The organism is Bacillus cereus group sp. N24 (assembly GCF_016483345.1).
Classification (GTDB): Bacteria; Bacillota; Bacilli; order Bacillales; family Bacillaceae_G; genus Bacillus_A; species Bacillus_A toyonensis.
The window spans coordinates 1-25,057 of the sequence record NZ_JAEHCA010000020.1 but is presented as its reverse complement, the minus strand read 5'-3'; the positions used below and the strand labels follow the sequence as shown (position 1 = coordinate 25,057).

The following is a 25,057-nucleotide window of genomic DNA, read 5'->3' as shown; positions in this document are numbered from 1 at the left end:
TATGTTTATATTTTTTTATAATTTATTAGTAAATAGATATTTTTTAATGGTTTATTATTTAACATTAAAATTACATTTATAATAAAACCAACTATAAAAACTTATTAAAATATAAGACAAACTACAGCTATTTTTAAATTATAATAATGTATAAGAACTTTAATAAATTCTATTTCTTATTTTAAGTATAAATCATATTCTGATATGATATAAACATATCTAAAATACTAGTAAACAATAGTTAAGGAGGTATCCTTTCATGACACAGGATTTATTATTTATTACAAAACCTACAGTAACGACAAAAGAGGCAGCAGACTTATTAGGAGTAACCGTACAGACAATATTAAAGAAAGAAAAAGATGGATTAATAGAATGTGTATATAAAAATAACTGGAAACAATTTGGAAGTAAGATTTTCTATTTGGAGGATATTGAACGCTTAAAAAATAAAGCAGAAGTTAAAGGCCTTAGCACAAAAGAAGCGGCTGAAATTCTTAATGTAGCACCATCTACTATCTTTACATACATCAAATCTGGAAAATTATCTGCGACAATGGTAGAAAAACGAGGAAAACAAGTATATCTTATCGATGAAGAAGAGCTAGAGATTTTTATGCTTGATTATGAAAAAGCTAAAACAAAGGAGCGAAAAACATTCATCACTAAGATTCAAGATGAAGATATATATCTATATCAATTATTAAGACATCTACATACCGGAAAAACAGCTAGGGTAATAGAGGTCAATGGAGCAGATGGAAAAATTCTTACAGAGGATGAAGAAATTTTCCCACTATCCACTTATAAGGAACATGATTATTCCTTTGAACCTCTTCAAAAACAAGCGGTAATTACAAAACGTGGGTATTTATCTTTTTCATTTAAAAAGCCTCAATTATATAATTCCATTACTTATAATCTAATTAACTTATTTTATAAAGAACTTGGTGTCACAAATATGCGATTGACTATTACATCAGATACTATCAAATTAGAAATTAAACCTTTCGTATTACAAGTAGAGCCATTACAATTTCAAGAAGAGATTAAATACTTACATTCTCATATGATATCCGGCACGATACTTCCACATGTAGAAGGGATTTACTTTAAAAGTAATGTAGAGCCATTAACTTTTCATGCAGATCATGAATTCAAGCAAAAAATAGTGCAAGTGGCAGCGGATGCAGGTATGGGACAGGAAGAATTCTTATTGCAAGCTGTAAAATCTTATATAAGAGATTTAGAACCACGATAAATATTTATTAAGAAAAAAAAGCGTAGGAATTGAATCTTTCTACGCTTTTTAAAGTATTCAATTTAATTACTCATTTCCATGAAATCACCATATGCACTATCAACTTAACAGGAATGTTTATTAATTTAAATCAAGACAATCTTTGCACAAAAACCATATATACTAGTAAACATACTTAAAGGAGAACAGAACATGATAAAACATATACTCAGTTTCATACTTGGAACATTTGTTATGATAACTGGTTTCTTTTGGGTTATTCCCTACACCCTCGAATCAATTGACAGTAATGTAAGCTATATTACTCGTGACAAAAAGTATTTTAGTAAGCTATATGAATATGACATTAATCTGTGGATAATTGCAATCCTTATATTTTGCATTTTTTCTACTATTTCTGTTCTTATATTAAAGTCACCTAATTATAATAGGAAAAAAAGCACTCATATAAAAAAATATAGTCAAACAAATCAACGAAAAAAAGCAAAGAGAAGGCTTCGTAAATAATTGTTTTCTTATGTTAAGAGATAATAAAGTTGTTTAATTATTTTTGAACTAACAGTGCAGGATAGTTCAATAGGTTCTGGTGCAAAAACTTCAAAATATCTAAAAAAAGTCTTTCAGACTTGGACATACTGATACTATTACTCTAAAAAAAGATGTGATTGGTATGGAAAAGCAAAATCTATTCAAGTGGAAACATTATCAACCGGATATTATTTTATTAACCGTGAGATGGTACCTACGGTACAACCTCAGTTTTCGTGATTTAGTCGAAATGATGGAAGAACGCGGGCTATCCCTGACTCATACACCTATCATGCGATAGGTTCATCATTATGGTCCCGAATTAGATAAGCGAGTACGACGTCATTTTAAGTCAACCAATGATTCTTGGCGAGTCGATGAGACTTATGTGAAAGTCAAAGGTCAATGGATGTACCTATCTCGTGCTGTTGATTCAAAAGGATATACAATTGATTTTCATTTAAGCAAAACAAGAGATCATAGGGCTGCAAAGCGTTTTTTCAAGAAAGCTTTGCAGGCTTTCCATGTTTCAAAGCCCCGTGTGATTACAGTGGAGAAAAACCCGGCCTATCCTATAGCGATTGAAGAGTTGAAGACAGAGAAAAAGATGCCTGTGGGCATCCAAATAAGGCAGGTAAAATACCTTAATAACATTGTAGAGCAAGATCATCGTTTTATTAAAAAGAGAGTTCGTTCAATGCTAGGGTTGAAATCTTTTCGTACAGCTAAATCTATTCTTTCAGGAATAGAAGCGATACATATCATTAAAAAAGGCCAACTTATTTTACGGGACAAGTCTGTCCAAAATGAAGTGAAGTTAATTCATCAACTATTCGGAATGGCTGCATAAGAATAGATTTCATTAGGAATCTATATACCTCTTTCAAATAAATACAATCTTTACACCAGAACCTATTTTTTAATATCTACACCTATTTTAATAATTTTCGGATCATCAAACTCTTTAAAAGCGTTTCTTGTATCTACTATTAGCTTACTATTCTTAACCACCATATTGCTATCATATGCCTTATGATTAGTAATTAAAATTATACAATCATATTCAGATAGCCTTGAATATTTTAATTCAACTGAAGAGACTTTTTCCCCGTATTTATCTGTAAATGAGCGAGCATGTGGGTCATTATATTCAACACAAGCTCCACTATCTCTTAATAACTCAAAAACTTCTAAACCTGGTGATTCGCGTAAATCATCAATATCCGGTTTATATGCCATGCCTAGTAACAATACTCTTGAACCCATTATAGGCTTTTGGTGGGTGTTTAAAGCATTACTCACTTTGTTATAAACATATTCTGGCATTTGTTTATTAATTTCCTGTGCAGTATCGATAAATCTACTAAAGAAATTAGAGCCTTTCGCCTTCCAAGCTAAATACATAGGATCCAGTGGAATACAATGTCCACCAATTCCTGGACCAGGAGTAAATTTCATAAATCCAAATGGCTTTGTATTAGCTGCATCAACTGTTTCCCAAATATCAATCCCTAATTTATCACACAACATAGCCATCTCATTAATAAAAGCTATATTAACACTGCGAAATGTATTTTCAAGAAGTTTACTCATCTCTGCAACTTTGGGCGATGAAACGGGAACTATAGTATTAATAAAATTACTATATAAATCTACTCCCAATTTGGTACATCCTTTAGTAGTTCCACCTAATACTTTAGGTGTGTTTCTTGTATTATAATACGTATTTCCTGGATCTATACGTTCAGGAGAAAAACATAAGAAATAATCATCTCCTACTATATAGCCTTGATTATTTAATTCTTGTTCAATTAGTTCTTCAGTAGTTCCAGGATATGTAGTACTTTCTAACGTAATTAGTAGACCTTTATGCATATATTTCTTAATTTCATTCATAGCAGCAATAATATAGCTCATATCTGGCTCCTGAAACTTAGTTAAAGGAGTTGGTACACAAATACTCACTGCGTCTAAATCCTTAATGATTTCAAAATTACTAGTAGGAGTAAAATTACATGATTTTGTAATAAATTCAATTTCTTCATTGCTAATGTCCATAATATAAGAATTGCCATTTAAAAGTTGATCTATCTTTTTATTATCTAGGTCAATCCCATATACAACATAACCAGATTTTGATAACTCCACTGCTAATGGTAATCCAACATAACCTAACCCAATAACCCCTACTTTTGCATTATGATTTTTTATTTTTTCTCTTAATTGCCTATAATAATTATTCATATTTAGTTCTTAATATCTCCTATATATAATGATTCTGATCGGAAAATTGTATTATCTCTACTTTGCTCTAAAATATGTGCATTCCATCCTACAATTCGGCTAACCTAAAAGTTGGTGTGAAAAGTACTGGATCTATATTTATAGTATTCGTAATAAAGGCTGCATAAAAATCAACATTTGTATATAATTTTTTATTGGTTTATACTCCTTTAGGAGTTGTAGCGCTAATTTTTCAATATAAAGCGCAAATTCTAGGTATGTATCATTTTCTTTATATTGGGATATAATCTCTTTGAGCATTTGCCCTCTAGGGGCGTTAGTTTTATATACTCAATGACTAAAACCCATTATTCGCTCTTTATCCTTCAACTTTTTTCGCATCCAAGATTCTGCATATTTCATTTTTTTTATCTCATTTAACATATTAAAAACAACTAAAAGAGCCCCACCGTGTAATGTTCCCTTCATAACTCCTAATGCACCGGAAACCACTGAAACCATGTCAGTTTCTGTTGAGGTAATTACTCTTGCCGCAAACGTTGAAGCATTTAGTCCATGCTCCATTGTTAATATCATATAAGTCTCTAATACTTTCGAATGGATAGAAGAAAGTATTTTTCCAGTTATCATATATAAATAATTTTCGATGTGATTGAATTCTTGGCTTGGCAATACAAAATCTAAATTTTTTTCTTTTCTATACAAATTGGCTATAATAACTGGCATCGCGGCAGTTAATTGGATTGCCTCATCTATAGTCGGTCTAGATTTAATCTCATTTGTATTAATAGAAGAAATAACCGTTCGAATTTTACTCAGCATATCGATTTCTGTGAGCAGCTTTTCAATTAATTTATATACATATAAAGGTGATTTTCTATATATTTTTAGTGTTTGAGAAAAAATATTGAGTTGACTTTGGCTAGGTATATAACTATGCCATAATAAATATACGATTTCTTCAAATGAAAATCTCATTACTAAATCCATTGATTGAATATCCTATATATATTAGTTGCCCCTCTTCTCCATTAATACTACTTATTGCGGTCTTAGTATCCACAACACCTTTTAAACCCTCTTGAAGTATTTCTTTTCATCCTTCTTTAAATATTCTTGAGCCTTTAATAATGAAAAAATAGAAGCCGAATTTTCTTAGAGTAGAAAACTCGGCTCATTTAATTCAAAAAACGAAAATATATTTCAAAAAATGTAAGTTATCTCCTTATATGAGAAACATCTAAAATTAACTAAAGAAAACTTTTAGATTAGAGAAACTATTTTATTCAAAGTATCAAAATGAGTAGAGATAAATTTCATTCTTATTAACCTTTTCGTTTGAAATTGGACATTGTCTGTTTCATACACAGAATAGTCTTTCAACAATATTGAGAAATAAAATGAAATCATCCACTGTTTCTCTTTAATAGAAAAATGTTGGAGTACATTATATGATTTTAAATATATTAATAAGTTTTGAAAAATATTCTCTTTAGTATTTTGACTAATATTGATTGACTCGAAAAAAAAGCGCATCACTTCATATATTCTTGGGAAAGAGGAAGCTTGGTCATAATCAATAAGGAATAATTTATTTTCACTTTGGATTATATTATTGAGATGCATGTCACCATGAATGACATCCTTTGTAAATAATATATTTTGAACAGCGACGATTTTTTCTTTATTTAACATGAATATTTTTTTGTATTCATTAGTATAAAGGTTCTCTTTGAGGTTATTTAAATCTTTGACAACCTTAGTTAGTTCAATATTTTTGATTTTATTAATTAACCTACCCTTTGGATAATCATTAACCTTTCTATGAAAATCCCCTAAAAAATCACCTAATGTAATATAATCCTTTGCGTTAAGCATAGATACTTCTTTTATATGTCCCTCTATAAACTTATATATTATTTGACATGTCCCGTCATTATTATGTTTTAAAGTAGCGAAGTTACAAAACCCTTTTTCAGCACAATAATTAGTGAAATCCAGTATTTTCTGTACTGTTTCAACATTGTCTTTTTTATAAGTTTTGATTACGTTATCCCCTTTTTTTTCTAGTAAATTTCCTGAATAACCTTGATTCATTTTTTTTCAAATTCATAAATCTCGAGTGCTTCATTAATACCAGTCGATATATCGTCACTTTCTGTTATTGCATCTAAAAGATTATTAGCTCTAGTCTTGAAAGGATCACACATCTTAGGACATAATTCTTTTATGTCAAAATCTTTATTAGCGTTTTCCCAAATTGTTTCAAAATCATATTTTAAGACATTGTCATATCTAACGCCATCTATAGGCGGATGGTAATTACATGCATAAACATTACCATCAGAACTTACGTTTGAAACCAGTTTATTTATTGTACATTTATTAAAAGTTCTAATTTTATCATTCTCTTCTAATTTATGAATTGTTACCAATTTAAAGTAGCCATCTTCAAAGTCTTGTCGAATACGTTCAAAATCTCTTTTAATTTCTTTAATCATTTCATCGTCTACATTCAATCTTGAAGCAATATCTGTCTTTATTCTAAAATTATGTACTCCAATTGACTTTAATATGCCTGCTAAATCATACATTTCTTTGTAGTTGTATGCATTAACTATGAATCCGATGTTAACGTCTAAATTGGAATTATATTTCTCTCTGTTATCTATTAACATCTTTAAGTTATTAAGTATTGTTTCAAAATTTTTGGTTTTTTTATCTTCAGTTTTTAAGAAATCATATGTAGAGCCATTCCCTGCGTCTAGACTAACTAATATGTAATTCATCTTAAGTATAGTTTCCATATTGTTTTTATTAATTAATAGGCCGTTGGAAAACATCCCAACTTTTATATCATTTGTAGCCAAATATTCAATTGTTGGAATTAAAGCCTTTGAAGCCATCATGGGCTCGCCTGTTATTCCAGAAAAGCTCACTTTTTCAACTCCAAATTTTTCTTTCTTTCCATCAATAATATATTCTTTTTTATAACTAACAAGAGACTTTGCTAAATTCATTAAATTTTCTGGTACAGTTAAGGCATTTTTTACATTTGTTGTTTCTTCATTATCAACATTTTGTCCTATGCACCATTTGCAAGATAAATTACAAGTTGCAGTAGGATGAATTAACACTTCATACGGTGGTAAAACTTCCCCTTGAAGAATTAACTCTAATCTTTTTCGGTGCTCCATTAGTATTTTCATCTCATTAAATTCATGGGGAATATCATTTCTAATCATTTGTTTTAATTTAGCCATTGTTTACTTCCTCCAACCTCGTTTTTAACTCCCATAATGCAGTTTTATTACTATCAAACTGTAATAATTCCACGGCTTCATCGTAGGCAACCCACTTAAATTCAGTGTGTTCATCACTTAATCTAATTTCTTCATTTGATAGTTTTACTGCAAATGAATGTTCAGATACAACATATAAATCATTCCATTTATCATTATCCTTAAAATATTTTTTAGGGACGCTGCAGCAAGTATCTAAGTGCATTAATTCATTGTTCGAGAAACTAATTCCAATTTCCTCTTGGACTTCTCTGAGTGCACTTTCTGCTAAGCTTTCCCCAAACTCTGCGCCTCCTGATACAAATTGCCACCAATTCATATCCTCCCTTTTTAGTATACAAAACTTTATATTCCCTTGATCTATGATAAAAGGAATAACAAGAACCTGTTTGGGCTGCCTAGACATACAATTTACCTACCTTTATAAGAGAATCTGTAATATAAATTTCCTGCTCTTCTGTGAGGTTAGGGTGAATAATCACACAAAAAAGTCTATCTGCTATTTCCTCAGAATTTTCCAAACCATCGAAACTTGCATTATGTTTAATAAAATTATTTGTTTTATATGTAACATTATTAGCTATGCAACTTCCTACGCCATATTTATCATATAGAACATTCATAATATTATCCCTATCATCTTTACTCATGTAATTTGGGAGTATTATAGAATACAAATAGTAGGTATTAAAATACTTATTATTATTTACAGGTAAAATCCAATCGGGAAACTCTTTTGATAAAATTTCAGTTCTTTTTACAGCTAAATTTCTTCTTAAAGAGTTATTAAAATCAAGCTTTTTTAACTGTTCTATTCCAATAGCAGCTTGAATGTTAGTCATTTTAAAATTACTTCCCCATATTTTCCCCATACCAAAACTTCTGTACGCTTTAATTTTTTCTGCTAAATCTAAATCGTTAGTTGTAACCATTCCTCCTTCCCCCAAGGTATTCATTTGTTTTTTTCTTTGAAAACTAAAGAAAGTAGCCCACGATAAATTTCCTGTTTTTATACCATTTACTGCACTTCCACAAGATCGAGCGGAATCACTAATTAATTTTATTTGTTTACCAGTTTTCAAAGAATAATCATTTAATTCTTTCAGTATCTCGTTCTCATCACAGCCTAGACCATTCATATGAGTTATAACAACAGCTTTAGTTCTCGGTGATAATTTTCTTTTCAAACTATCTATGCAGATATTTAGATTATTAGTAGAGTCGCATAGAATTAATTTTGCTCCTGTGTTAATTATTGCAGAATGTGTTCCATGAAAATTAATTGCTGGTGAAACTATCTCGTCGGTGGGCTTACAATCCAAAGCTTTTAATATCAAGTCTAAGGCTGCACCACCTCCATTTATGGCAATTGAATAATTACACCCTATATATTTTGAAAAAGCATTTTCAAATTCTGAAATTTTATCTTTGTAATCATGTAGATTCCAAGAATAAAACTTTTCTAATTCCTCCAAAATAGCTTCTCTTTCTTCATCTCCATAAATTGAGCCTGGTGAGGGTTCTCCTATACTTAATTGCTTGTCAACAACCATGGTTTAATAATTTCCCTTCTATAAAATTCCGAAATTCACTCTCTAATGATTCGTTATAACCTAATCTGTATACTGGTACACTATTTTGTAATTTCAAATTATTATTGGGTGTTCCTAATAGCTCTTTTTCTAAAAATAAATATTCGTTACAAATAGTATCGAGAATTTGAGAATTAAGGAATTGATCTCTTTGTTCGCCTTTTAGTTCATTGATTGATAAATGTTTTAATTTTTTATCGTAAAATGGATTAATAATCATATCAACTTTCGACTCGAATTTAAAGTTAACATTTAAGAGTTGTGATAGTTCTTTAACACTTAAATATAATTTAATATCACATTTGTCAATTCCCCCATTAATTGTTTTTTCATCCAATGAAAGGGAGTTAAACTTAGAAAAGAATTCTTCGTTATCTGTTCTATTAGTTTTTAAACTAACACCATTAAATTTTTTCAATATTGTTCCCACACGAAGCCCTGCTGCTATAGGAAAGCTGATAACATTCATTCTACTTTCCGCATTTCCTTTAATTGCCACCTTGTCGTTAGATACGAAAATACCTGTAAACATTTGAAGTAAGTTAATCAAAGTAGTCGATTTTCCAGCAAACTTATCTCCAGTAACTGCGATACCTTTACCATTTATTTCGGCAAAAGCTGAATGAAAGAATGTATACCCATCTTTTATAACAAGAATTTGTATTAGTGTTCTAATAATTCGCATAACAAAATAATCAATAGTATTATTCATATTATGAGAAAGATAGTCATTTGAAACTATATTTATAGTTTTTTGTCCTTTTCTTATAGATACGTAAAACACTTGATTTTCTACTATTACTTCGTGGTACTCTTTATTATTTTCACTCAAATAATCGTATGTAGTTTGAGTATCATCATAAGTAATTATCCACTTATCTTTTAATTTATCTCTCTCTACATCTCTTATTATTTTTTCATTTGAAAAATAATCCTCTATCCAATCAACTAATAAGGGATATTTAGTTTGAAAGAAGACTTCCCAATCGAGATAAGTAATATTATAAGTATTCATTAATGTCTATCTCCCTAAGCTATGGTTTATATGAATATAAAAATTATAAACATACTTAATCATTGTATCCTTATAATACCAACTATTCAATAAAATTCTAAAAAAAATATTTAAATAAATATAAGGATTCAAAATTTATTTTCATAATTTAAAATTGAGAATTTTAATTGCAAATCAAAATTCTCAATTTAACGATTATATTATCTAATGATTCCTTAGCAAGTTTAGACTTTTCTACCATATGAATAAAGCTATGAACTAAGCTATCAAAACAAAGGTATTCAACTGGGATATTTGCTTTCTCTAGATGTAATGCATAAAGCTTTCCATCATCTCTCAGCGGATCTAGTTCAGCTGAGATAATGAGAGGTCATTTGCTTTTGCTAATAAAGGGGAGGCGTACAACTCTTGACCTTGGCTCTCATCTTCTAAATAATGGTTCCAAAAGACCTCCACCTTTTCTTTTGTGAGATTAAAATTATAGTTAATATTATAAGATTCAGTATTGTAGTTAGACTTTATCACGGGAGTTATGAGAATTTGAAAAGCTAGTTTAAAATCCTTATTATCTCTTAGTTTTAATGCAACTGCTGCAGCTAAATTAGCACCTGAGCTTTCCCCACCAAATGAAAGGTTACTTGCTTAAATTTCTATATGACCATTTAACTACCATATAACAGTCTTCTAATGGAATAGGGTAGTTACATTCAGGGGCCAATCTATAAGAGACCGATAATACTAAGCAATTCACCTCTCTAGATATATGGCTACATATATAATCACTGCTGTCTAAATCACTAAAATCCCAGCCCCCTCCGTGAAAATATACAAACAGTGGAAGGTTCTCATGAATTATTGGTTTTTATATCCGTACGGGGATATTATAGCTATCACTATCAATCATAGTGTTAATGATGTCTAAACCTTCATATGACGGTTTAGAGAAAAATTTTCTTGCTTTTTTATCATAATATCTCATTTGTTCAGGCTTAGTTTCCTCTATTAATTATTTCTTCTCTTATGTCCTTCAATAGTTTACTAATTTCAATATCAATTGACATAGCTGTTTCTCCTCAATATAGTGAATTTAGTTAATCTAATTTTTGAATTTGAGCTCCATATTATATCAAATGTTAATTTTTTAAAAACTTTCTTAATTTAGTTAGTTTTTTGTTTAAAACATTCTAGAAAACATTAACAAAACCAAATTAGTTAAATTATTATACTAAGATAAAAATGGTTCAACTTAAGAAAATATATTTTGCAGTCCAAGGCATTTAGATTAATTTTTCTATCGTCAACAAACAAATTAATTTTAATATATAGATTATTATATATTTTAAATTAATCTTCTCATATAAAATCAAATTTATCTATATCATAATCTTTAACGTAAATAAATGGAAATGATTGTTTTAAACTTTAAAAAGTTATAGAATTTCATCTTAATTAGATTAATTTTTGAAAGCTTTGGTTGTAATAAAGAGACATTTTATACTCAGTAAAATAATGTTTGACAATGTAAAAAAAACAAATTACCATAAAATGGTCAAATAATAAATTCCAATATTATGAGCAATAAAGTATTTAGTATGTAAAAAATAAAGGAGATATTCATGAATAACAAAACTTTAAGAGATGAATATAAATTGGTTATATTATTAGCAAAAAAAGATCTAAACTCACATGAAAGAGAATACTTAGTGGATTTACTTCATAAAAACCTAGAGTGGGACAAAGTTATTGGGATGTTGGAAATGCATCGTGTGGCTGGAATAGCATGGTTAAATTTAAAACAATACTTTTTTAACGAAGATAGTAACCGATGCTCTTTCCCAAGATTATACAAATACCTTAAGAATGCTTATTCCTCACAAAAATGCAGAGCAGACGAACAGTTTAAATATACATCTGTAATCTGTGAATCATTAACGGAGAACAAAATAGAATATGTTCTATTAAAGGGTATCAGTTTATCTAAATATATTTATGAAGATTTTGGACTTCGTGACTTTAATGATAATGACATTTTGGTTCATCCTAATGATATTGAGCGAGCTAAAAGTATAATATTATCACTTGGATATGAACAAGGCGAATATATACATCATAATAAAATAATAAAACCCAATCGTAAAAAAATACTGGTAAGAAAACTTAGTTCACATGAGATAGTTCCACTTGTAAAAAATGTTGCGGATAGTGAACATTTTCTTACTCAACACATAATTGATCTTCATTTTTCTGTTAATTTGATGACTAAAAATCACAACATCAATATTATTGATGAGCTTTTTGCAAAAAAAGTTGAAGTAGAGATAAATAGTCAAAAGATATTTATGTTGAATAAAGAAAGTTTACTAATATTTCTAGCAGAACACTTTTATAAAGAAGCTATTTGTTACAGGGATGTTAAAAAGCATAAAGATTTGCTTTTATATAAATTATGTGACATCTATTATTTACTTACTAAAGAAGAAATAGATTGGAATTCGGTACTTGCTTTTGCAAAAAAATATAATTTTGAAAACCAAATATTCTTTGCACTTAGATATGTTCAAAAAATATTTGATACATCCTCTTTTGATTGGATTTTAAATAGCTTAATTGTAAAAGAAGATACACTATTAAATAATGTTTATCACTATGATAGTGATAATCTTGCTTTCGTTTACAGTGATGGGAACTTAATTGAAAGAATGTTTGATATCTATAAGGTAAATAAAGAACTAATTAACCCTAAAATGTAATTTAGAGGAAAGTTTTAAGTTGTCTATTATTTGTTATTCACTAAAAACAATTTTAAAAATAAAAGGGAGATCCTATGAATGAGAATTATAAGTATGAAACAGCCGTTTTTGATATAGATGGTACACTAATTGACAAAAATGAAACTTTATTTGAAGGAGTTTTGGAAGGGCTAACTTTACTTAAATTAAACGGTGTAAGTTTATTTATAGCTACAGGGAGAAATGTCCAATCGATTAAAAATTTGAGAGTTTCTCAAAATTTCTTTAACTTATTTAATAGTAACCTGGTCCTTAATGATGGAAATGTAATTTATAATTACTTAAAAGATGAAATAAAGATTTTAAAATCCATACCGAATTTAACAGTTAAATCTATAGTACATAATTATTACGCTAATGCATCATTTGTAATTGAATCTAATGGTTTACTTTATTCAAATTCTAAAAGAGCTCTAATGAAATATAAATTAATTTATAGGATTCCAAGGGATGCCATAAAAATCATAGATATTAAAGAACTAAGCGAACTTAATAACGTTACAGAAATACATCTATTCTATGAAACTAATAAAATTAGTATGGAAGAAATTTTATTTCAAAACGTTGATTTAAGCGGTTATAACATCCGGTATCTTGGCGGTATCAAATTATATCCAGCTAATTCTTGCAAAGCTGAGGGCTTAAAAAAAATAATTAACCCTATGGGAATTAATCTAAATAATGTAATTGCCTTTGGGGATGCAGAAAATGATAAAACTATGTTAGAAAAGTGTCGTTTAGGAGTTGCTGTTCCTAATTGTAGGGAAGCTCTGCATACAGTAGCTAATTTAAAGCTTAAAACAAGTTTAGGAATTTATTTAAGCAATTGGAATAGTTCACTAAAACATATGCGGAAATAAAAAAGTATTGCTATATTTCATTAATATTAATAGGTGTAAAATAATGGGGCTGCAAAGTACTTTTCTAAGTAATCTTTGCAGCCTTTTCACGCTCTAGGTCATTATGTTCAATTCTTTTCTATTTAAAGATAAGAAAATTGCACCACTTGAAATATTGTTATTAAAAATCAAGGGATTCTTAGGTACTTAATTTATTTTTTAGTGATTAACTGTCTAACTTAATCTACGGGGCAATAGATCCGAATCAAATAACGACATCTTTCCATTTGCAATCTTTAAACGATCATTATGATACATTAAAGAGGCTGCCCTTAAATCCCTAAAAGTGCGCTCTAATGTAGTTTCTGAATTTTTCAAATAACCATGATATAAACCTGCTACTTCAATTAATTTATCCACTGCTTTAAAAAGGTTTTCTGATCCTATAATTTTTAAATTATTTAAGTGAATATTAAAAGTCCTTGTACGCAATATATCTAATTGTTTGCTATTGTAATTTTCTTCATATACGTCAACTACATGATTTAGATATATATCAACTGTATCTAACAATAAACGGATCTCTGATAAACGATAAATCATAATATCAGAATTATATTTCTTTATCGACTTGTTTTTTCTAAATATTTTTATTAGCTGTTTAAAACCATTTTTAGCAGCACCTAACCAACTTGATACCCACATAATATGGGCCATTGGTATTAATGTATATTGAGCAACTTCCTCAAACTTAACTTTAGTCACTATATTTTTATCCTTTAATAGACCATTAATATGCATTGCCGTACTCTGAGTTCCTTTCATTCCCATAGCATTCCAATTGCCAACTTGACTAATTTTCAATGCCGTTCGAAGCGCATAAATTAAAGAAACTTCAGAATCTAAACCATCTTCTTCTGCTTTTGTAGTAATTAAATAAGCATCCGCATAGGCACCACCAGTAACTGTAGGTGCATCTCTATTAATATGAAATTTATCTTTTGAAATCCAATTTAAAGGAGAATGGGATGTTAATAAATGCCCACCTTTTCCATATTCAGATGTTACTGATGCTATGTATAACTGTTCTTTAACTATTTCATTAAGTATCGCTTTTTTCGATTCATTATTTGTATATTTAACCAATGTCATTACCTGCTGACAGTGCATTCCCCATATCATTGAAGTTGATAAACAACCGCTACCTAAAATTTGAGCTACCTCAGATGCCTCTTTTATACTAATCTCATCCCCGTTATATTCTTTAGGGATTAATAAGCTCATGAAGTTACTTTTTTTCAGAAAATTCAATCCATTAACAGGGAATTTATTATACAAATCAACTTCTTCAGATTCACTAACTAATAAATCTCTTATTCTCCATGCTTTATCTATCAAATATTCTTTTTTATCAATTTCCACTTTTCTAATCGCTCACTCTCCTTTTAACTTGCTGACTATACTCCATAAGTTATGACTACTTGAAAATGTGTCTTCAGTTAATAATTCATCAGGAAAGATTATTTCATAAGCTTCTTCAATTTCTAATAATAATTCAATAGAAGCTAAGGAATCTAATCCCAATTCTTTTAAATCTTTATTTTGATTATTAATATTTAATTCTTCTTGAAGGTGTGTGTTCATAATCTCTATAAAAACTTTATCCATTATTCTCTACTCCTCTAACAATCTTTAACGTGTGAGAACATATCACACTTTGATTTTTAATTATTATTTCTTTGGGGATTTCTCTACTTAAGAAGGCAATTAAGCTTGCAGTCAACCCATATGCTCCTACATTAGGTACAAATACAACATCGCCTGGTTGTAACTTACTTACACTAACATTTTTCGCCAAATAATCTAACGGTGTACATAATGGCCCAACAATAGTAACAGTTTCCACTTTTGCGTTATCTTCTACAGATATATTTAATTTAAGTATATTAAGTTCTATGGTAGGTATTCTCCTTAATCCAGACATTCCCCCAAGATGATTAATACCAAAGTCTACGATACAGTATTTTCGACCTTTGCTTTCCTTCACAGACTGCACAGTTCCTATTAAACAACCACATGTCGCTGTTAAGTATCTACCTGATTCAAACGCAATAGTTGGCCTATGATTGTCCTTAAAATGCTTATTTAATAAAGCCTCTAAACTATCCTTCAATTCCTTATAATCTGGTAGGTCTAAATCTTTTCCAAACGGTGCTGCAAATCCCCCGCCAAAATCTACAAACTCAATATCAATAGATAATTTATTTTTCAAATTTAATATAGTTTCCAATATATTAGTATAATTCTCTACCAGTATATCTATATTATTAAAATTAGATCCATTATAAATATGAAAACCATTTATCTTTAAATTTTTATTACCCTTAAACAATTTAATTATATCACTATTAAGACACTCCTCATCAAAACCGAATTGAGAGGGAATGCCGGTCATTTTAATACTAGCGTTACCAACATTAAACGAAGGATTTATTCTTAAAGTAATATTTATTAATTTGCTATGATTCTTCGTTAAATCATTAATTATTTCCAATTCATTGAATGATTCAACAGAAAAATGACTAACATTCTTTGAAAGTGCATATTGTATCTCTTTTTTAGTTTTTCCTGGACCAGTATATAAGCAATGCTCTGGAGACCCACCAACATCCAATACAGTGTCTAGTTCACCAATAGATGAGATTTCAGCATAACATCCAAGATTGATTAAGTGTCTAGTGATCTCAGGGTTAGGATTTGCCTTTAGAGAGTAATAAATTATACTTTTATCAGGAAGTGAATTTATTAATTTTTGATATGATTTAGTTAATTCTGCTAAATTATAAACGTACAATGGACTACCATATTCTTCAACTAAACAATTGTAATCAACCATCTAAATCTGACTCCTAATCTCTCGTAGTTTTGACTTATCAATTTTTTTATTTACAGATACAGGCATTTCTTTTAAAATTAAAATTTCATCTGGTATTTTATAAGATTCTATTCTTTCCATAAGCATTTCCTTAACATAACTTATAGATTTATCTGTTTTTAAAAAAAGTATAGATTTTTTAACCAGGTCATCAGGCGGGATTAATACAGCTATTTCTGCTAAATTGAGATTATAAACTGTATCTTCAATTTCTTTTGAACTAATTCTAAAACCTTTTTGTTTATAATAGTCACCCGTTCTTCCAATAAAATAGAGATAACCATCGTTATCTATTTTAAATGAATCTCCTGTGTAAAGGGTATTAATTACTCCATGGATGTTCTTTTTAAATTTCTCATTAGTAAGAGAGTTATTGTTCCAATACCCTGTCATGACGTTAGGACCTTCTACTACTAACTCACCAATTTCTCCTATTTTTAAACTAATACCCTGTTCATTAACAACATAGCACTTAACACCTTGTAAAGGTTTTCCAACCGAACCGGGTTTAATAGCAATTTCATGTGGTTTTAGTATCGATACCCTTTTACATTCAGTCAGACCATACATAGGATAAATTTTGCAATTAGGGATTAACTCTTTAAGCTTTGAAATATATGATAAAGGCAAACTCTCACCAGTATTAGTAATAATTCTTAGCGGAACATCGTTACAATATCTAGGTAACAGCTTAATTAGACCCTCTGTTAAATGTGGAACAGAAGGTAAAATAGTAACTTTCCATTCCTTTAGGAACTTTACAAATTGGACCCCAGCTAGACTAACTTCTCCCAATGCTAAAGTCGCTTTATTATAAAAGCTTAAAAATATTTGGTATAGGCCATAATCAAAGGAAAAGGGTAAAAAATTACCAACTATATCACAATCATTAATTTCTAAAACTTCAGATATTGCTCTAGTGCAAAATATAACATTAGAATGGGGGGAAACAACGGCTTTGGGCCTCCCAGTACTTCCAGAAGTATAAATCAATAATGCTAAGTCCATTTCTTCAATCTCATCAGATAGCAATTTGTGTTTATCATAATTTTTTATTTCTTCTTTGACAGTATTCATCAACATTATTGGATTTATAGATGTTTTTGATGAATTATATTCTTCACTAATTATTAATTTTGGATTACAGTCACTAACAATATAGTCGTAATTATATTTTGTAGTCTGCGAATTTATAATCACAGAGACACCACCAACACGAGAGATACCCATTAATAAGCAGATTAAATCAATACTATTTGGTAGTTTTAATAATATTCGATCCCCTTTTTCTATACCTTGTTGTAATAAAAAATTACCAAATTGAAAACTTCTTTCTTGTACCTCCTGGTATGTAATAACCTCGTCTCTAGTTATTAGTGCCGTTTTCTTTTTATATTTCCTTGCCACATTATCAAGTATCTGATGAATATAGTTCATGTTTCCTCCTATTCATATACTTATTTATAATTCTTTATTTTAGCAATCATGGAAAGTCCTAACAATTATTATTTTATAATATTTACAAATCTTTTTCTACATATATTCAATTAATTATCCATCTAGATAAATTTCAGCTTGTTTTTTGTATTTTATTAGAACATGTTATGTAATAAATTGATAAAATTCTCTTTTTTGACTTTACAGCTTTTATCTAACTATAAAGTCAGCCAAAATTATTTTCTATGTTAATTCGTACTTATAAGATATTTAAATAAAACTAATCAAACTAATCAAACGTTTGCTTAAAGAATCAAAGCTTGTATAATGTACATCTTTTAGGAATATGAAAAACTGTTGAAAAATACACGTCAAAAGGTACAAAAAATAAATTTAGAGTTCTTGAAAGAACCATGTATAAACGTAACTTATAACGGTAATGCCACAAATGATGTCATTCAAAGTACTATTCAAAAGGCAACCACAACCATTCTCTCAGCATTTGCTGAAAAAGAACGCCAGGACATTAGGCAACGTCAAGCTGAAGGATTGCTTTAGTTAAGTCACAAGGAAAGCACTTAGGAAAAGATCTCTTCCCCCCACCCCCCAGGTATTTATCGATGCTTATAACGAATGGAAAGAAGGAAGAATCACAGCTACAGCTGTTATGAGAAGGATTAACATAACTAAGTAGTTCTACATTCTACAGAGTAGTTAGAAGATATGAGAGGGAAATAAAAGGTTATACGAAAAAATAATATAAATAGTAATTTTCGAAAGCGAGGATACATACTGATGAAAATGATATCAATAATATTGTAACTAGTTATTGTACCCAAAACGAAAAAATTTGAAGTCATCCATGAGATGACAAAAAAAGGTTATACTGTTGCCATGCTATGCAATATTGCTAGTGTAACTAGAAGTGGACACTACAAATGGATAAAGCGGTACGCAACACCTTCTGAAAAACAATTGGAGAATGCCGAAATCAAGAAAAAGATAGTAAAGTGTCATAAAAAGATTAGAGGAATTTATGGATACAGAAAAGTACAAGTCTGGTTGAAAATCATCTATAATCTTCATATTAATCATAAGCGAGTACAGAGATTAATGAGTGAATTAAGGATCAGATCCATTATTAGGAGAAAACGACCTTATTACGGAAAGAAGCTTATGTGATTTCAGATAACCATCTGAACAAGGATTTCCAAGCTTCAAAAACGAATGAAAAATGGGTAACGGACATTACCTATTTAAATTTCAATGGACAGAGATTATATTTATCCGCTATTAAAGACTTGTACAACAATGAAATTATTGCCTATGAAATCAGTCGTAGAAATGACTTAAAACTTGTGTTAGATACACTTAAAAAGGCAAGAAAAAAACAAAACGTAAAATGGATCCTCTTACATAGTAATCAAGGGTTTCAATACACATCCCGTCAATACAATCAATTACTTAAAAAATATCAGATGAAGGCAAGTATGTCTCGAAAGGGAAACTGTTGGGACAATACTTGTATAGAAATCTTCTTCAGTCATTTCAAGTCAGAGTGTTTCCATTTATACTCTTTCCGCAAGGCTGATGAGGTTAAAGTTGCCGTGCGCAAATATATGCACTTTTATAACTACCAAAGATTTCAAAAGAAATTAAATAACCTGAGTCCATATAAATATAGGGCTCAGGTTGCTTAGTTGTGCTTTTTAAATACTGTCTAATTGACAAGGGGCACTTCAAATCTATAGGGGCTTTTTTTTATTGGGTATTTTTTGTCTTATTCTCCCTTTTCGGGGGATGGGCAAAAAATACCCATGAGAGACTGCTTCTTTATAAAAGTGTTCACTTAAAAAGATAAGAAGATGTTCTTTATCAAGTAATGGTATTTTTTTGTCTTCTACATTTAAATCAATTTCTTTAGAGTTTTTTAGGCATTTATACTTGTTGTTATATCCTTTTGAATAAGTTTTGTATATAGTGAATTATTTTTTAGCAGTTCCTGGTGATTCCCTTTTTCTACAAGCTTCCCATTCTCCAAGACATATATAATGTCTGAGTTTTCAATTGTTGATAACCTATGCGCAACAATAATGGTAGTTTTATCTTTACGTATATTATCAATATTTTTCGCGATTTTCTCCTCAGTACTTATGTCTAATGCTGAAGTTGCTTCATCTAAAATTAATATATCAGGGTTTTTTATTAATGCCCTAGCTAGTGCTAAGCGTTGCCTTTGTCCTCCTGAAAGGGTTAGACCTCTTTCTCCTATAACAGTTTCATAACCATCTGGCAAGCTCCTTATATAATCATCCAAACAGACAACCTTGATAATCTCATCAAGTCGCTGCGGCGAAACAATAGTCCCTAGAAGTATATTGTTTCGTATAGTATCTGAAAATAAATATGGTTCTTGAAAAACAACACCTATATTTTTAAACCATTCATTATTTTCCATTTTCATTATTGATAAATTATTAGCTTTTATGTCTCCTGAATTTAAGAAATCAAATTTTAACAATAAATTAATTATAGTTGATTTACCTGATCCACTTGATCCAACAAGTGCAATTTTTTTGCTATAAGGGATTTCCATAGATAAATTTCTTATTGAATAATTCGAATTATTGATATATTTATAAGAGGCTTCTTCTAGACTTATAGTGATTTTATCTTCGGGCAATAGTATATTATTTTCAATTTTCTCTTGACAATTATTTCTGTTATATTCTTCCTTAAGATTATCAATAGACGCTATACGCCTCATTGTCGTATAGATTAAATCATATATCCCTTTTATTGCATCTGCTAATTGTAAAGATAATTGAAAAATTATAACCAACGTACCTATTGACATTGACCCTACATATACTTTATACGAACCTATTGCGAGAACGATTAGGCTTGTTCCCCATTTTAGTGATTCATTTGCAAATAAATGCTTGCTTCGAATATTTTCTTCTTTAAAAGCATGCACATAATAACGCTCAAATAAGCGATTTAAAGTCTGTTGTTCCCACTTTGTCCTATTAAAAATAAGTACTTCTCTAGTAGAAGATATACATTCCTCTAACCGAACTAAAATTTTAGATTCTTTTTTATTAATTATTTTGGACATCTTTTTAAATTTATTTGCTAAATGTTTAGCAAATAATATATAAATAAGATTAAATAATATTATAAATATTAATACATATATATTAGTAGAACCAATTATAAAAGTTAATAGTATTATGCTAAGTAATTGTTGAAGTAAACGTGGAATATCCCATGCCAATAAACGCCCTACATTTCCTATATCAACTGTAAAGTGATGTACATATTCCCCTGTACGCTTTTTTTGAAAAATCGCTGTTTTTATACTATAAAGATGTTGAAAATAATTACTTGATAAAGATAATAATAAGTTGGACATATTTTTGGCTAAGACATACGAACTTATTGTAAAAAGTAGCGAATAGCTTATATATGAGATAGCAATTAAAGATAAGACATATATAAACTGATCATACTCCTTATTTATAAATACGTTATCTATTAGTCTTTGCTGTAAAACAGTAGAGGAAATATAAGCGCCAGATTCTAAGAATAACAATAGAATAGAAAATATATAAATCCATTTATTACCACGTGTTTTTTTAAAAATCCAAACTAGACTATTCATTTATACCTCCAGACACTCATTTTCTCTATTTATTAATTTAGTGAAAAAACCCTGATTACTGATTAGCTCCTCGTAAGTACCGGACTCTACAACTTCTCCATTATCAATAACAACAATACGATTAAAATGTTTTATAGAAGATATTCTATGAGCAATAGCAATAACAGTTGTTTCTGTTGATAGATTATTTAATTTAGAATAGATTTCTTCTTCATTTTTATTATCCAACGAAGAAGTTGCTTCGTCTAATAAAATCAAATTTGATTTTTTCACAAACATTCTTGCTAACGCAATTCTTTGTTTCTGTCCTCCGGATAATTTAATTCCTCTTTCACCTAGTAGCGTTTTATACCCCATACTTAATTTGCTTATAAACTCATGAGCATTAGCTAATTTCGCTGCTTCTATTACTTGTTCATCAGAAGCTTCTGGATTTGCAAATTTTATATTATCGAAAACAGATGATCCAAATAAATATGTTTCTTGAGGTACGTATCCTATAGAATTTCTTATACTTGATAGTGAAAATTGACTACCATCTTTCCTATTTATGTAAATACAACCACTTTCTGAATCATATGCTCTCAAAAGCAATTTAAAAATAGTGGTTTTTCCTATACCACTCTTACCCACTATTACAACTCGCTCACCTTTCGTTATCTTTAAATTGAAGTTATTTAATATAGGCTGACTTGAATTATAACCAAATTTTATATTTTTAAATTCTATTGTGGTAATATCCTCGAGTTCATTAGATGACACAACTAAATTTTTCACTTTAGGCTTCTCAGCCAAAAATTTATATAAATTTTCAGCTTGGTAAATTAATATTTTTTGTTCGGTCATAGATGTTATTACTGCTGTAATTCTATGCATTGCGTTAAAATAGTAGAGAAAGAATGCTACAAATATCCCCAAAGAAATATCATTACTCCTAATTGAAAAATACCCAACTATAATTAAAGCAATTCCACCTAAATAATAAGAAATTCTCCGAATCGTACCCCTTAAAAAAGAAAAAAAGTACATGCTTATTAGACTTTTATTAAAATCATTATGTTTATTCAAAAAATTATTCAAGTCCCATTCCTGCACATTATTAACTTTTAACTCTGTAATGGCCGATATACTCTCGTAAGCCTTTTTATTTAATGCAATACGAGCATTAGACATGCTTTTCCCACTAATAGATGCTTTTTTTTCAAAATAAGGTCCAAATAAATAATATAATAATAGAAATGGAATTATGATTAATGTTAATTTAACACTCGTGATTAACATAAAACCTATAGAGATAATGGCAAATAATAGCTCCTTAATAAACATGGGAAGTAACGAACTATATAATTTTTGCACATTTTTTACCTCTGCACTTAAAATTGACAGAAGTTTTCCAGAAGAATTAGTTTCATAATAATATATATCTAAATTTCTTAAATGCTGTAATATATGTAATTGTAAATCTCGAGAACAATACTCTTGTAGTTTACGTTGTTTAGTATTTTGAATCGGAATTATTACAAAGTTTATCAATAAAATAATTAACATACACCCAAATAATATTACATAAAACTCCATTAAATTCTCATTTACCAATGAGCTATCTATTAAAAATTGAATAGCTTTAGGTATTAAAAGGCTACTAATTGATATTAACAAACTACAAAAGATCAGAATTATAAAATTAAATTTATATGGCTTTATATATGATATTAACCAACCATAAATCTTAAATACATCTGATTCAAAAACACTTTTATTTTTATTATTCTTCATATCATACTCCTCTTTATTGATTATCATTAGATAATAGAATATTATCTAAAAAAAATATTAACTTTTTTGTTTTTTATAAAATCACGGTTCATTTAAAATCCTATGATAATAAAAAATTATTTTACCTACTTTATTTATCCACTTTTCTTTTAACTTGATGGATGATTTTATAAGTAACTCTATCTTGAATACGCTTACGATTATAAACTTTCTTAATGCATTGAAAAATAATGCTAAACTCGCCTTTGATATACTTACCCTATCTTTAATTTAGCTAAAAATGAATCTATACAGTTATTTACCTACAGACATTTTTCCATATTAGGGCTTAATTTAGTTATACTTATATGATATTACTAATCCTAATTTTTACACTATCTCACATAAGCCTACTCAGAATGTTATATTTTTTACAGCTAGCAATTCAAAAAATATAACATTCCGATACTATTAATAACCTATATAATAATAATTTCTATTAAGGTTTTAACCTACTTTAAGAAAACCAATCATTTAAAGTTGGACTTTCAGCTGAATCCATAAATGTTACTTCGAATCCTCTTCGGCGCAACATTTCTACAAAGCTCATAATTTTGATAGAATCCAATCCTCTATTTAATAAAATTTTCTCATCGAATAAAGTAGAGGGCGATTCCTCAAGAAGGTCAGCAACTTATTGACGTAAATTTTGTAATGTGAATTCTGAACTATCCTTCTTCAATTTATATAAATCCTTCAATAGTAAGTCTTTTGTTTTAGTTACTGCACATCTATTAGATGCATACTCCAATGCTTGTTTATGATGGTCTAGTGAAAATCAGCAACTGCATCTGCTACAAAAAATGGCTCTATACCATCCATAAATACTTCACAAGCTGTTAAAAGGCAACCAACATGCGCATAAATACCGCAAATAATAAGTTGATCTCTTCCCTGTTTATTTAAAATTTCTAATAGATTTGTCTTTTCAAATGCACTATATCTCCATTTTGTCAGGAATATATCATCTTCATCAGGAGTAAGTTCATCGACAATTTTCTTTTTGTCTGGTCCAACAGGAATACCATCACCCCAAAAATCTTGTAATAACTCTCGTTGTTCTAATGTTTTCCCACCAGGTTACGCTGTATAAACAACTGGTATACCAAGTTCTTTACATCTTTCTCTAATCACCTTAATATTTGAAATGAGTTCTACTTTTGGCGATTTTTTATCGCTATATGCATCGAGAAAATATTCTTGCATGTCATGGATTAGAAGAACTGCACGTTTCAGATATGGTGTCCAATGCACTTTATTTTTTGGTAGTTCTGGTTCCATTGGCGTTTTATATACTGAAATAGATGGGATTGCCATCTAATCACTTTCTTTCGAATCTTAATAGGTTTTATCGTTTTACTGTAATAAGTTTTTCAGCAATGACTTTACGTAATTCTTTTTTGCTTACTTTTCCAACACCTGTTTGCGGGAAAGATTCAATAAATTCAATTCGATCTGGAATTTTATAAGCCGCTATACCACGTTCTCTTAAAAACGTTTTTAATTCACTTACAGTTGGAGCTTGTCCGCGCGCTATTACAAAAGCGCAAGTACGTTCTCCTAAATAATCGTCAGGCATAGATACAATTGCTACATCATGTACTGCATCATGTGCTAATAGATGATTTTCAACCTC

21 protein-coding genes and 5 pseudogenes are annotated in these 25,057 nt (G+C 29.3%); 8 read left to right on the top strand and 18 right to left on the bottom strand.

The features are described 5' to 3' along the window. The first annotated feature begins 259 nt into the window (after positions 1-259). The 3 genes and pseudogenes from JDS95_RS23120 to JDS95_RS23115 all read left to right on the top strand — a co-directional run bounded on the left by JDS95_RS23120 (position 260) and on the right by JDS95_RS23115 (position 2,639). Positions 260-1,261 carry a helix-turn-helix domain-containing protein gene (locus JDS95_RS23120; protein ID WP_097825625.1) on the top strand — a complete coding sequence of 334 codons (1,002 nt, stop codon included), beginning with the start codon at positions 260-262 and terminating at the stop codon, positions 1,259-1,261. A 192-nt stretch (positions 1,262-1,453) separates the two neighbouring features. Then, positions 1,454-1,768 carry a hypothetical protein gene (locus JDS95_RS31200; protein WP_000589780.1) on the top strand — a complete coding sequence of 105 codons (315 nt, stop codon included), beginning with the start codon at positions 1,454-1,456 and terminating at the stop codon, positions 1,766-1,768. A 163-nt stretch (positions 1,769-1,931) separates the two neighbouring features. Further along, positions 1,932-2,639 (top strand): annotated as a pseudogene (locus JDS95_RS23115) (IS6 family transposase). Positions 2,640-2,701: 62 nt separating this feature from the next. On the opposite strand, the gene JDS95_RS23110 reads toward JDS95_RS23115, so the two are convergent. From JDS95_RS23110 to JDS95_RS32010, 10 genes and pseudogenes are all read right to left on the bottom strand, one after another. Then, on the bottom strand, positions 2,702-4,033 hold the full coding sequence (locus JDS95_RS23110; protein ID WP_097825626.1) for a nucleotide sugar dehydrogenase: 1,332 nt from the start codon (positions 4,031-4,033) through the stop codon (positions 2,702-2,704). Between the two features lie 88 nt (positions 4,034-4,121). Continuing rightward, positions 4,122-4,187, bottom strand: coding sequence for a hypothetical protein (locus JDS95_RS32020; RefSeq protein ID WP_353830767.1), 66 nt, complete (start codon positions 4,185-4,187; stop codon positions 4,122-4,124). A gap of 176 nt (positions 4,188-4,363) precedes the next feature. Continuing rightward, positions 4,364-5,023, bottom strand: a complete 660-nt coding sequence (locus tag JDS95_RS23100; protein ID WP_097825627.1) for a citrate/2-methylcitrate synthase — start codon at positions 5,021-5,023, stop codon at positions 4,364-4,366. Positions 5,024-5,296: 273 nt separating this feature from the next. Further along, the gene (locus JDS95_RS23095) at positions 5,297-6,130 is read right to left on the bottom strand and encodes a phosphotransferase (RefSeq protein ID WP_001071506.1); all 834 of its coding nucleotides are present in this window, start codon (positions 6,128-6,130) and stop codon (positions 5,297-5,299) included. Next, a complete protein-coding gene (locus JDS95_RS23090; RefSeq protein ID WP_001096351.1) occupies positions 6,127-7,296 on the bottom strand; it encodes a radical SAM/SPASM domain-containing protein in 1,170 nt (389 codons plus the stop codon). Before JDS95_RS23090 ends, JDS95_RS23095 begins: the two co-directional genes overlap by 4 nt. Beyond that, positions 7,289-7,741, bottom strand: a complete 453-nt coding sequence (locus JDS95_RS23085; RefSeq protein WP_000089904.1) for an NUDIX hydrolase — start codon at positions 7,739-7,741, stop codon at positions 7,289-7,291. The genes JDS95_RS23090 and JDS95_RS23085 overlap by 8 nt, the downstream gene beginning before the upstream one ends. Continuing rightward, positions 7,734-8,888: a DegT/DnrJ/EryC1/StrS family aminotransferase gene (locus JDS95_RS23080; RefSeq protein ID WP_000259579.1), complete on the bottom strand. Its 1,155-nt coding sequence runs from the start codon at positions 8,886-8,888 to the stop codon at positions 7,734-7,736. Before JDS95_RS23080 ends, JDS95_RS23085 begins: the two co-directional genes overlap by 8 nt. Continuing rightward, positions 8,878-9,942: a hypothetical protein gene (locus JDS95_RS23075; protein ID WP_097825628.1), complete on the bottom strand. Its 1,065-nt coding sequence runs from the start codon at positions 9,940-9,942 to the stop codon at positions 8,878-8,880. The genes JDS95_RS23080 and JDS95_RS23075 overlap by 11 nt, the downstream gene beginning before the upstream one ends. A 163-nt stretch (positions 9,943-10,105) precedes the next feature. After that, positions 10,106-10,569 (bottom strand): annotated as a pseudogene (locus JDS95_RS32015) (alpha/beta hydrolase fold domain-containing protein); the annotation flags it as partial. A 7-nt stretch (positions 10,570-10,576) separates the two neighbouring features. Then, positions 10,577-10,777 carry an alpha/beta hydrolase fold domain-containing protein gene (locus JDS95_RS32010; RefSeq protein ID WP_206773907.1) on the bottom strand — a complete coding sequence of 67 codons (201 nt, stop codon included), beginning with the start codon at positions 10,775-10,777 and terminating at the stop codon, positions 10,577-10,579. Between the two features lie 781 nt (positions 10,778-11,558). Between JDS95_RS32010 and JDS95_RS23055 the strand changes: the two genes are divergently transcribed. Continuing rightward, positions 11,559-12,692 carry a nucleotidyltransferase domain-containing protein gene (locus tag JDS95_RS23055; protein WP_001060875.1) on the top strand — a complete coding sequence of 378 codons (1,134 nt, stop codon included), beginning with the start codon at positions 11,559-11,561 and terminating at the stop codon, positions 12,690-12,692. A 74-nt stretch (positions 12,693-12,766) separates the two neighbouring features. Next, positions 12,767-13,591 carry an HAD-IIB family hydrolase gene (locus tag JDS95_RS23050; protein WP_001005136.1) on the top strand — a complete coding sequence of 275 codons (825 nt, stop codon included), beginning with the start codon at positions 12,767-12,769 and terminating at the stop codon, positions 13,589-13,591. A 213-nt stretch (positions 13,592-13,804) separates the two neighbouring features. Here the strand turns inward: JDS95_RS23050 and JDS95_RS23045 are convergent, their stop codons facing one another. From JDS95_RS23045 to JDS95_RS23030, 4 genes are read right to left on the bottom strand one after another with little or no spacing between them, the layout of a single operon-like run. Then, positions 13,805-14,992, bottom strand: a complete 1,188-nt coding sequence (locus tag JDS95_RS23045; protein WP_000401834.1) for an acyl-CoA dehydrogenase family protein — start codon at positions 14,990-14,992, stop codon at positions 13,805-13,807. 12 nt (positions 14,993-15,004) lie between these two features. Then, on the bottom strand, positions 15,005-15,238 hold the full coding sequence (locus JDS95_RS23040) for a phosphopantetheine-binding protein (protein ID WP_000361951.1): 234 nt from the start codon (positions 15,236-15,238) through the stop codon (positions 15,005-15,007). Next, positions 15,231-16,466, bottom strand: coding sequence for a type III PLP-dependent enzyme domain-containing protein (locus JDS95_RS23035; protein ID WP_000228823.1), 1,236 nt, complete (start codon positions 16,464-16,466; stop codon positions 15,231-15,233). The genes JDS95_RS23040 and JDS95_RS23035 overlap by 8 nt, the downstream gene beginning before the upstream one ends. Then, positions 16,467-17,942 (bottom strand): class I adenylate-forming enzyme family protein, encoded by a 1,476-nt coding sequence (locus JDS95_RS23030; protein ID WP_097825631.1) that lies wholly within the window; start codon positions 17,940-17,942, stop codon positions 16,467-16,469. Between the two features lie 381 nt (positions 17,943-18,323). Between JDS95_RS23030 and JDS95_RS31865 the strand changes: the two are divergent. The 3 genes and pseudogenes from JDS95_RS31865 to JDS95_RS23015 all read left to right on the top strand — a co-directional run. Then, positions 18,324-18,700, top strand: a pseudogene (locus JDS95_RS31865) (recombinase family protein); the annotation flags it as partial. 109 nt (positions 18,701-18,809) lie between these two features. After that, positions 18,810-19,124: an IS3 family transposase gene (locus JDS95_RS32005; protein ID WP_097825632.1), complete on the top strand. Its 315-nt coding sequence runs from the start codon at positions 18,810-18,812 to the stop codon at positions 19,122-19,124. Further along, a pseudogene (locus JDS95_RS23015) lies at positions 19,118-19,642 on the top strand (IS3 family transposase); the annotation flags it as partial. The gene JDS95_RS32005 and the pseudogene JDS95_RS23015, both read left to right, overlap by 7 nt. 230 nt (positions 19,643-19,872) lie before the next feature. Here JDS95_RS23015 and JDS95_RS23010 read toward each other — a convergent pair. The 4 genes and pseudogenes from JDS95_RS23010 to JDS95_RS22995 all read right to left on the bottom strand — a co-directional run. Continuing rightward, positions 19,873-21,606, bottom strand: a complete 1,734-nt coding sequence (locus JDS95_RS23010; protein ID WP_097825633.1) for an ABC transporter ATP-binding protein — start codon at positions 21,604-21,606, stop codon at positions 19,873-19,875. Next, positions 21,607-23,382 (bottom strand): ABC transporter ATP-binding protein, encoded by a 1,776-nt coding sequence (locus JDS95_RS23005; RefSeq protein WP_000794519.1) that lies wholly within the window; start codon positions 23,380-23,382, stop codon positions 21,607-21,609. Between the two features lie 496 nt (positions 23,383-23,878). After that, positions 23,879-24,738, bottom strand: a pseudogene (locus JDS95_RS23000) (isochorismatase family protein). Positions 24,739-24,769: 31 nt separating this feature from the next. After that, on the bottom strand, positions 24,770-25,057 hold a 288-nt coding region (locus JDS95_RS22995; RefSeq protein WP_472926262.1), incomplete at its 5' end, for an AMP-binding enzyme.

Excerpts from the sequence above, each read along its gene's own strand:
- JDS95_RS23120 (WP_097825625.1), top strand. The coding sequence starts at position 260 with ATGACACAGGATTTATTATTTATTACAAAACCTACAGTAACGACAAAA.
- JDS95_RS31200 (WP_000589780.1), top strand. The coding sequence starts at position 1,454 with ATGATAAAACATATACTCAGTTTCATACTTGGAACATTTGTTATGATA.
- JDS95_RS23110 (WP_097825626.1), bottom strand. The coding sequence starts at position 4,033 with ATGAATAATTATTATAGGCAATTAAGAGAAAAAATAAAAAATCATAAT.
- JDS95_RS23100 (WP_097825627.1), bottom strand. The coding sequence starts at position 5,023 with ATGGATTTAGTAATGAGATTTTCATTTGAAGAAATCGTATATTTATTA.
- JDS95_RS23095 (WP_001071506.1), bottom strand. The coding sequence starts at position 6,130 with ATGAATCAAGGTTATTCAGGAAATTTACTAGAAAAAAAAGGGGATAAC.
- JDS95_RS23090 (WP_001096351.1), bottom strand. The coding sequence starts at position 7,296 with ATGGCTAAATTAAAACAAATGATTAGAAATGATATTCCCCATGAATTT.
- JDS95_RS23085 (WP_000089904.1), bottom strand. The coding sequence starts at position 7,741 with ATGTCTAGGCAGCCCAAACAGGTTCTTGTTATTCCTTTTATCATAGAT.
- JDS95_RS23080 (WP_000259579.1), bottom strand. The coding sequence starts at position 8,888 with ATGGTTGTTGACAAGCAATTAAGTATAGGAGAACCCTCACCAGGCTCA.
- JDS95_RS23075 (WP_097825628.1), bottom strand. The coding sequence starts at position 9,942 with ATGAATACTTATAATATTACTTATCTCGATTGGGAAGTCTTCTTTCAA.
- JDS95_RS23055 (WP_001060875.1), top strand. The coding sequence starts at position 11,559 with ATGAATAACAAAACTTTAAGAGATGAATATAAATTGGTTATATTATTA.
- JDS95_RS23050 (WP_001005136.1), top strand. The coding sequence starts at position 12,767 with ATGAATGAGAATTATAAGTATGAAACAGCCGTTTTTGATATAGATGGT.
- JDS95_RS23040 (WP_000361951.1), bottom strand. The coding sequence starts at position 15,238 with ATGGATAAAGTTTTTATAGAGATTATGAACACACACCTTCAAGAAGAA.
- JDS95_RS23035 (WP_000228823.1), bottom strand. The coding sequence starts at position 16,466 with ATGGTTGATTACAATTGTTTAGTTGAAGAATATGGTAGTCCATTGTAC.
- JDS95_RS23030 (WP_097825631.1), bottom strand. The coding sequence starts at position 17,942 with ATGAACTATATTCATCAGATACTTGATAATGTGGCAAGGAAATATAAA.
- JDS95_RS32005 (WP_097825632.1), top strand. The coding sequence starts at position 18,810 with ATGACAAAAAAAGGTTATACTGTTGCCATGCTATGCAATATTGCTAGT.
- JDS95_RS23010 (WP_097825633.1), bottom strand. The coding sequence starts at position 21,606 with ATGAATAGTCTAGTTTGGATTTTTAAAAAAACACGTGGTAATAAATGG.
- JDS95_RS23005 (WP_000794519.1), bottom strand. The coding sequence starts at position 23,382 with ATGAAGAATAATAAAAATAAAAGTGTTTTTGAATCAGATGTATTTAAG.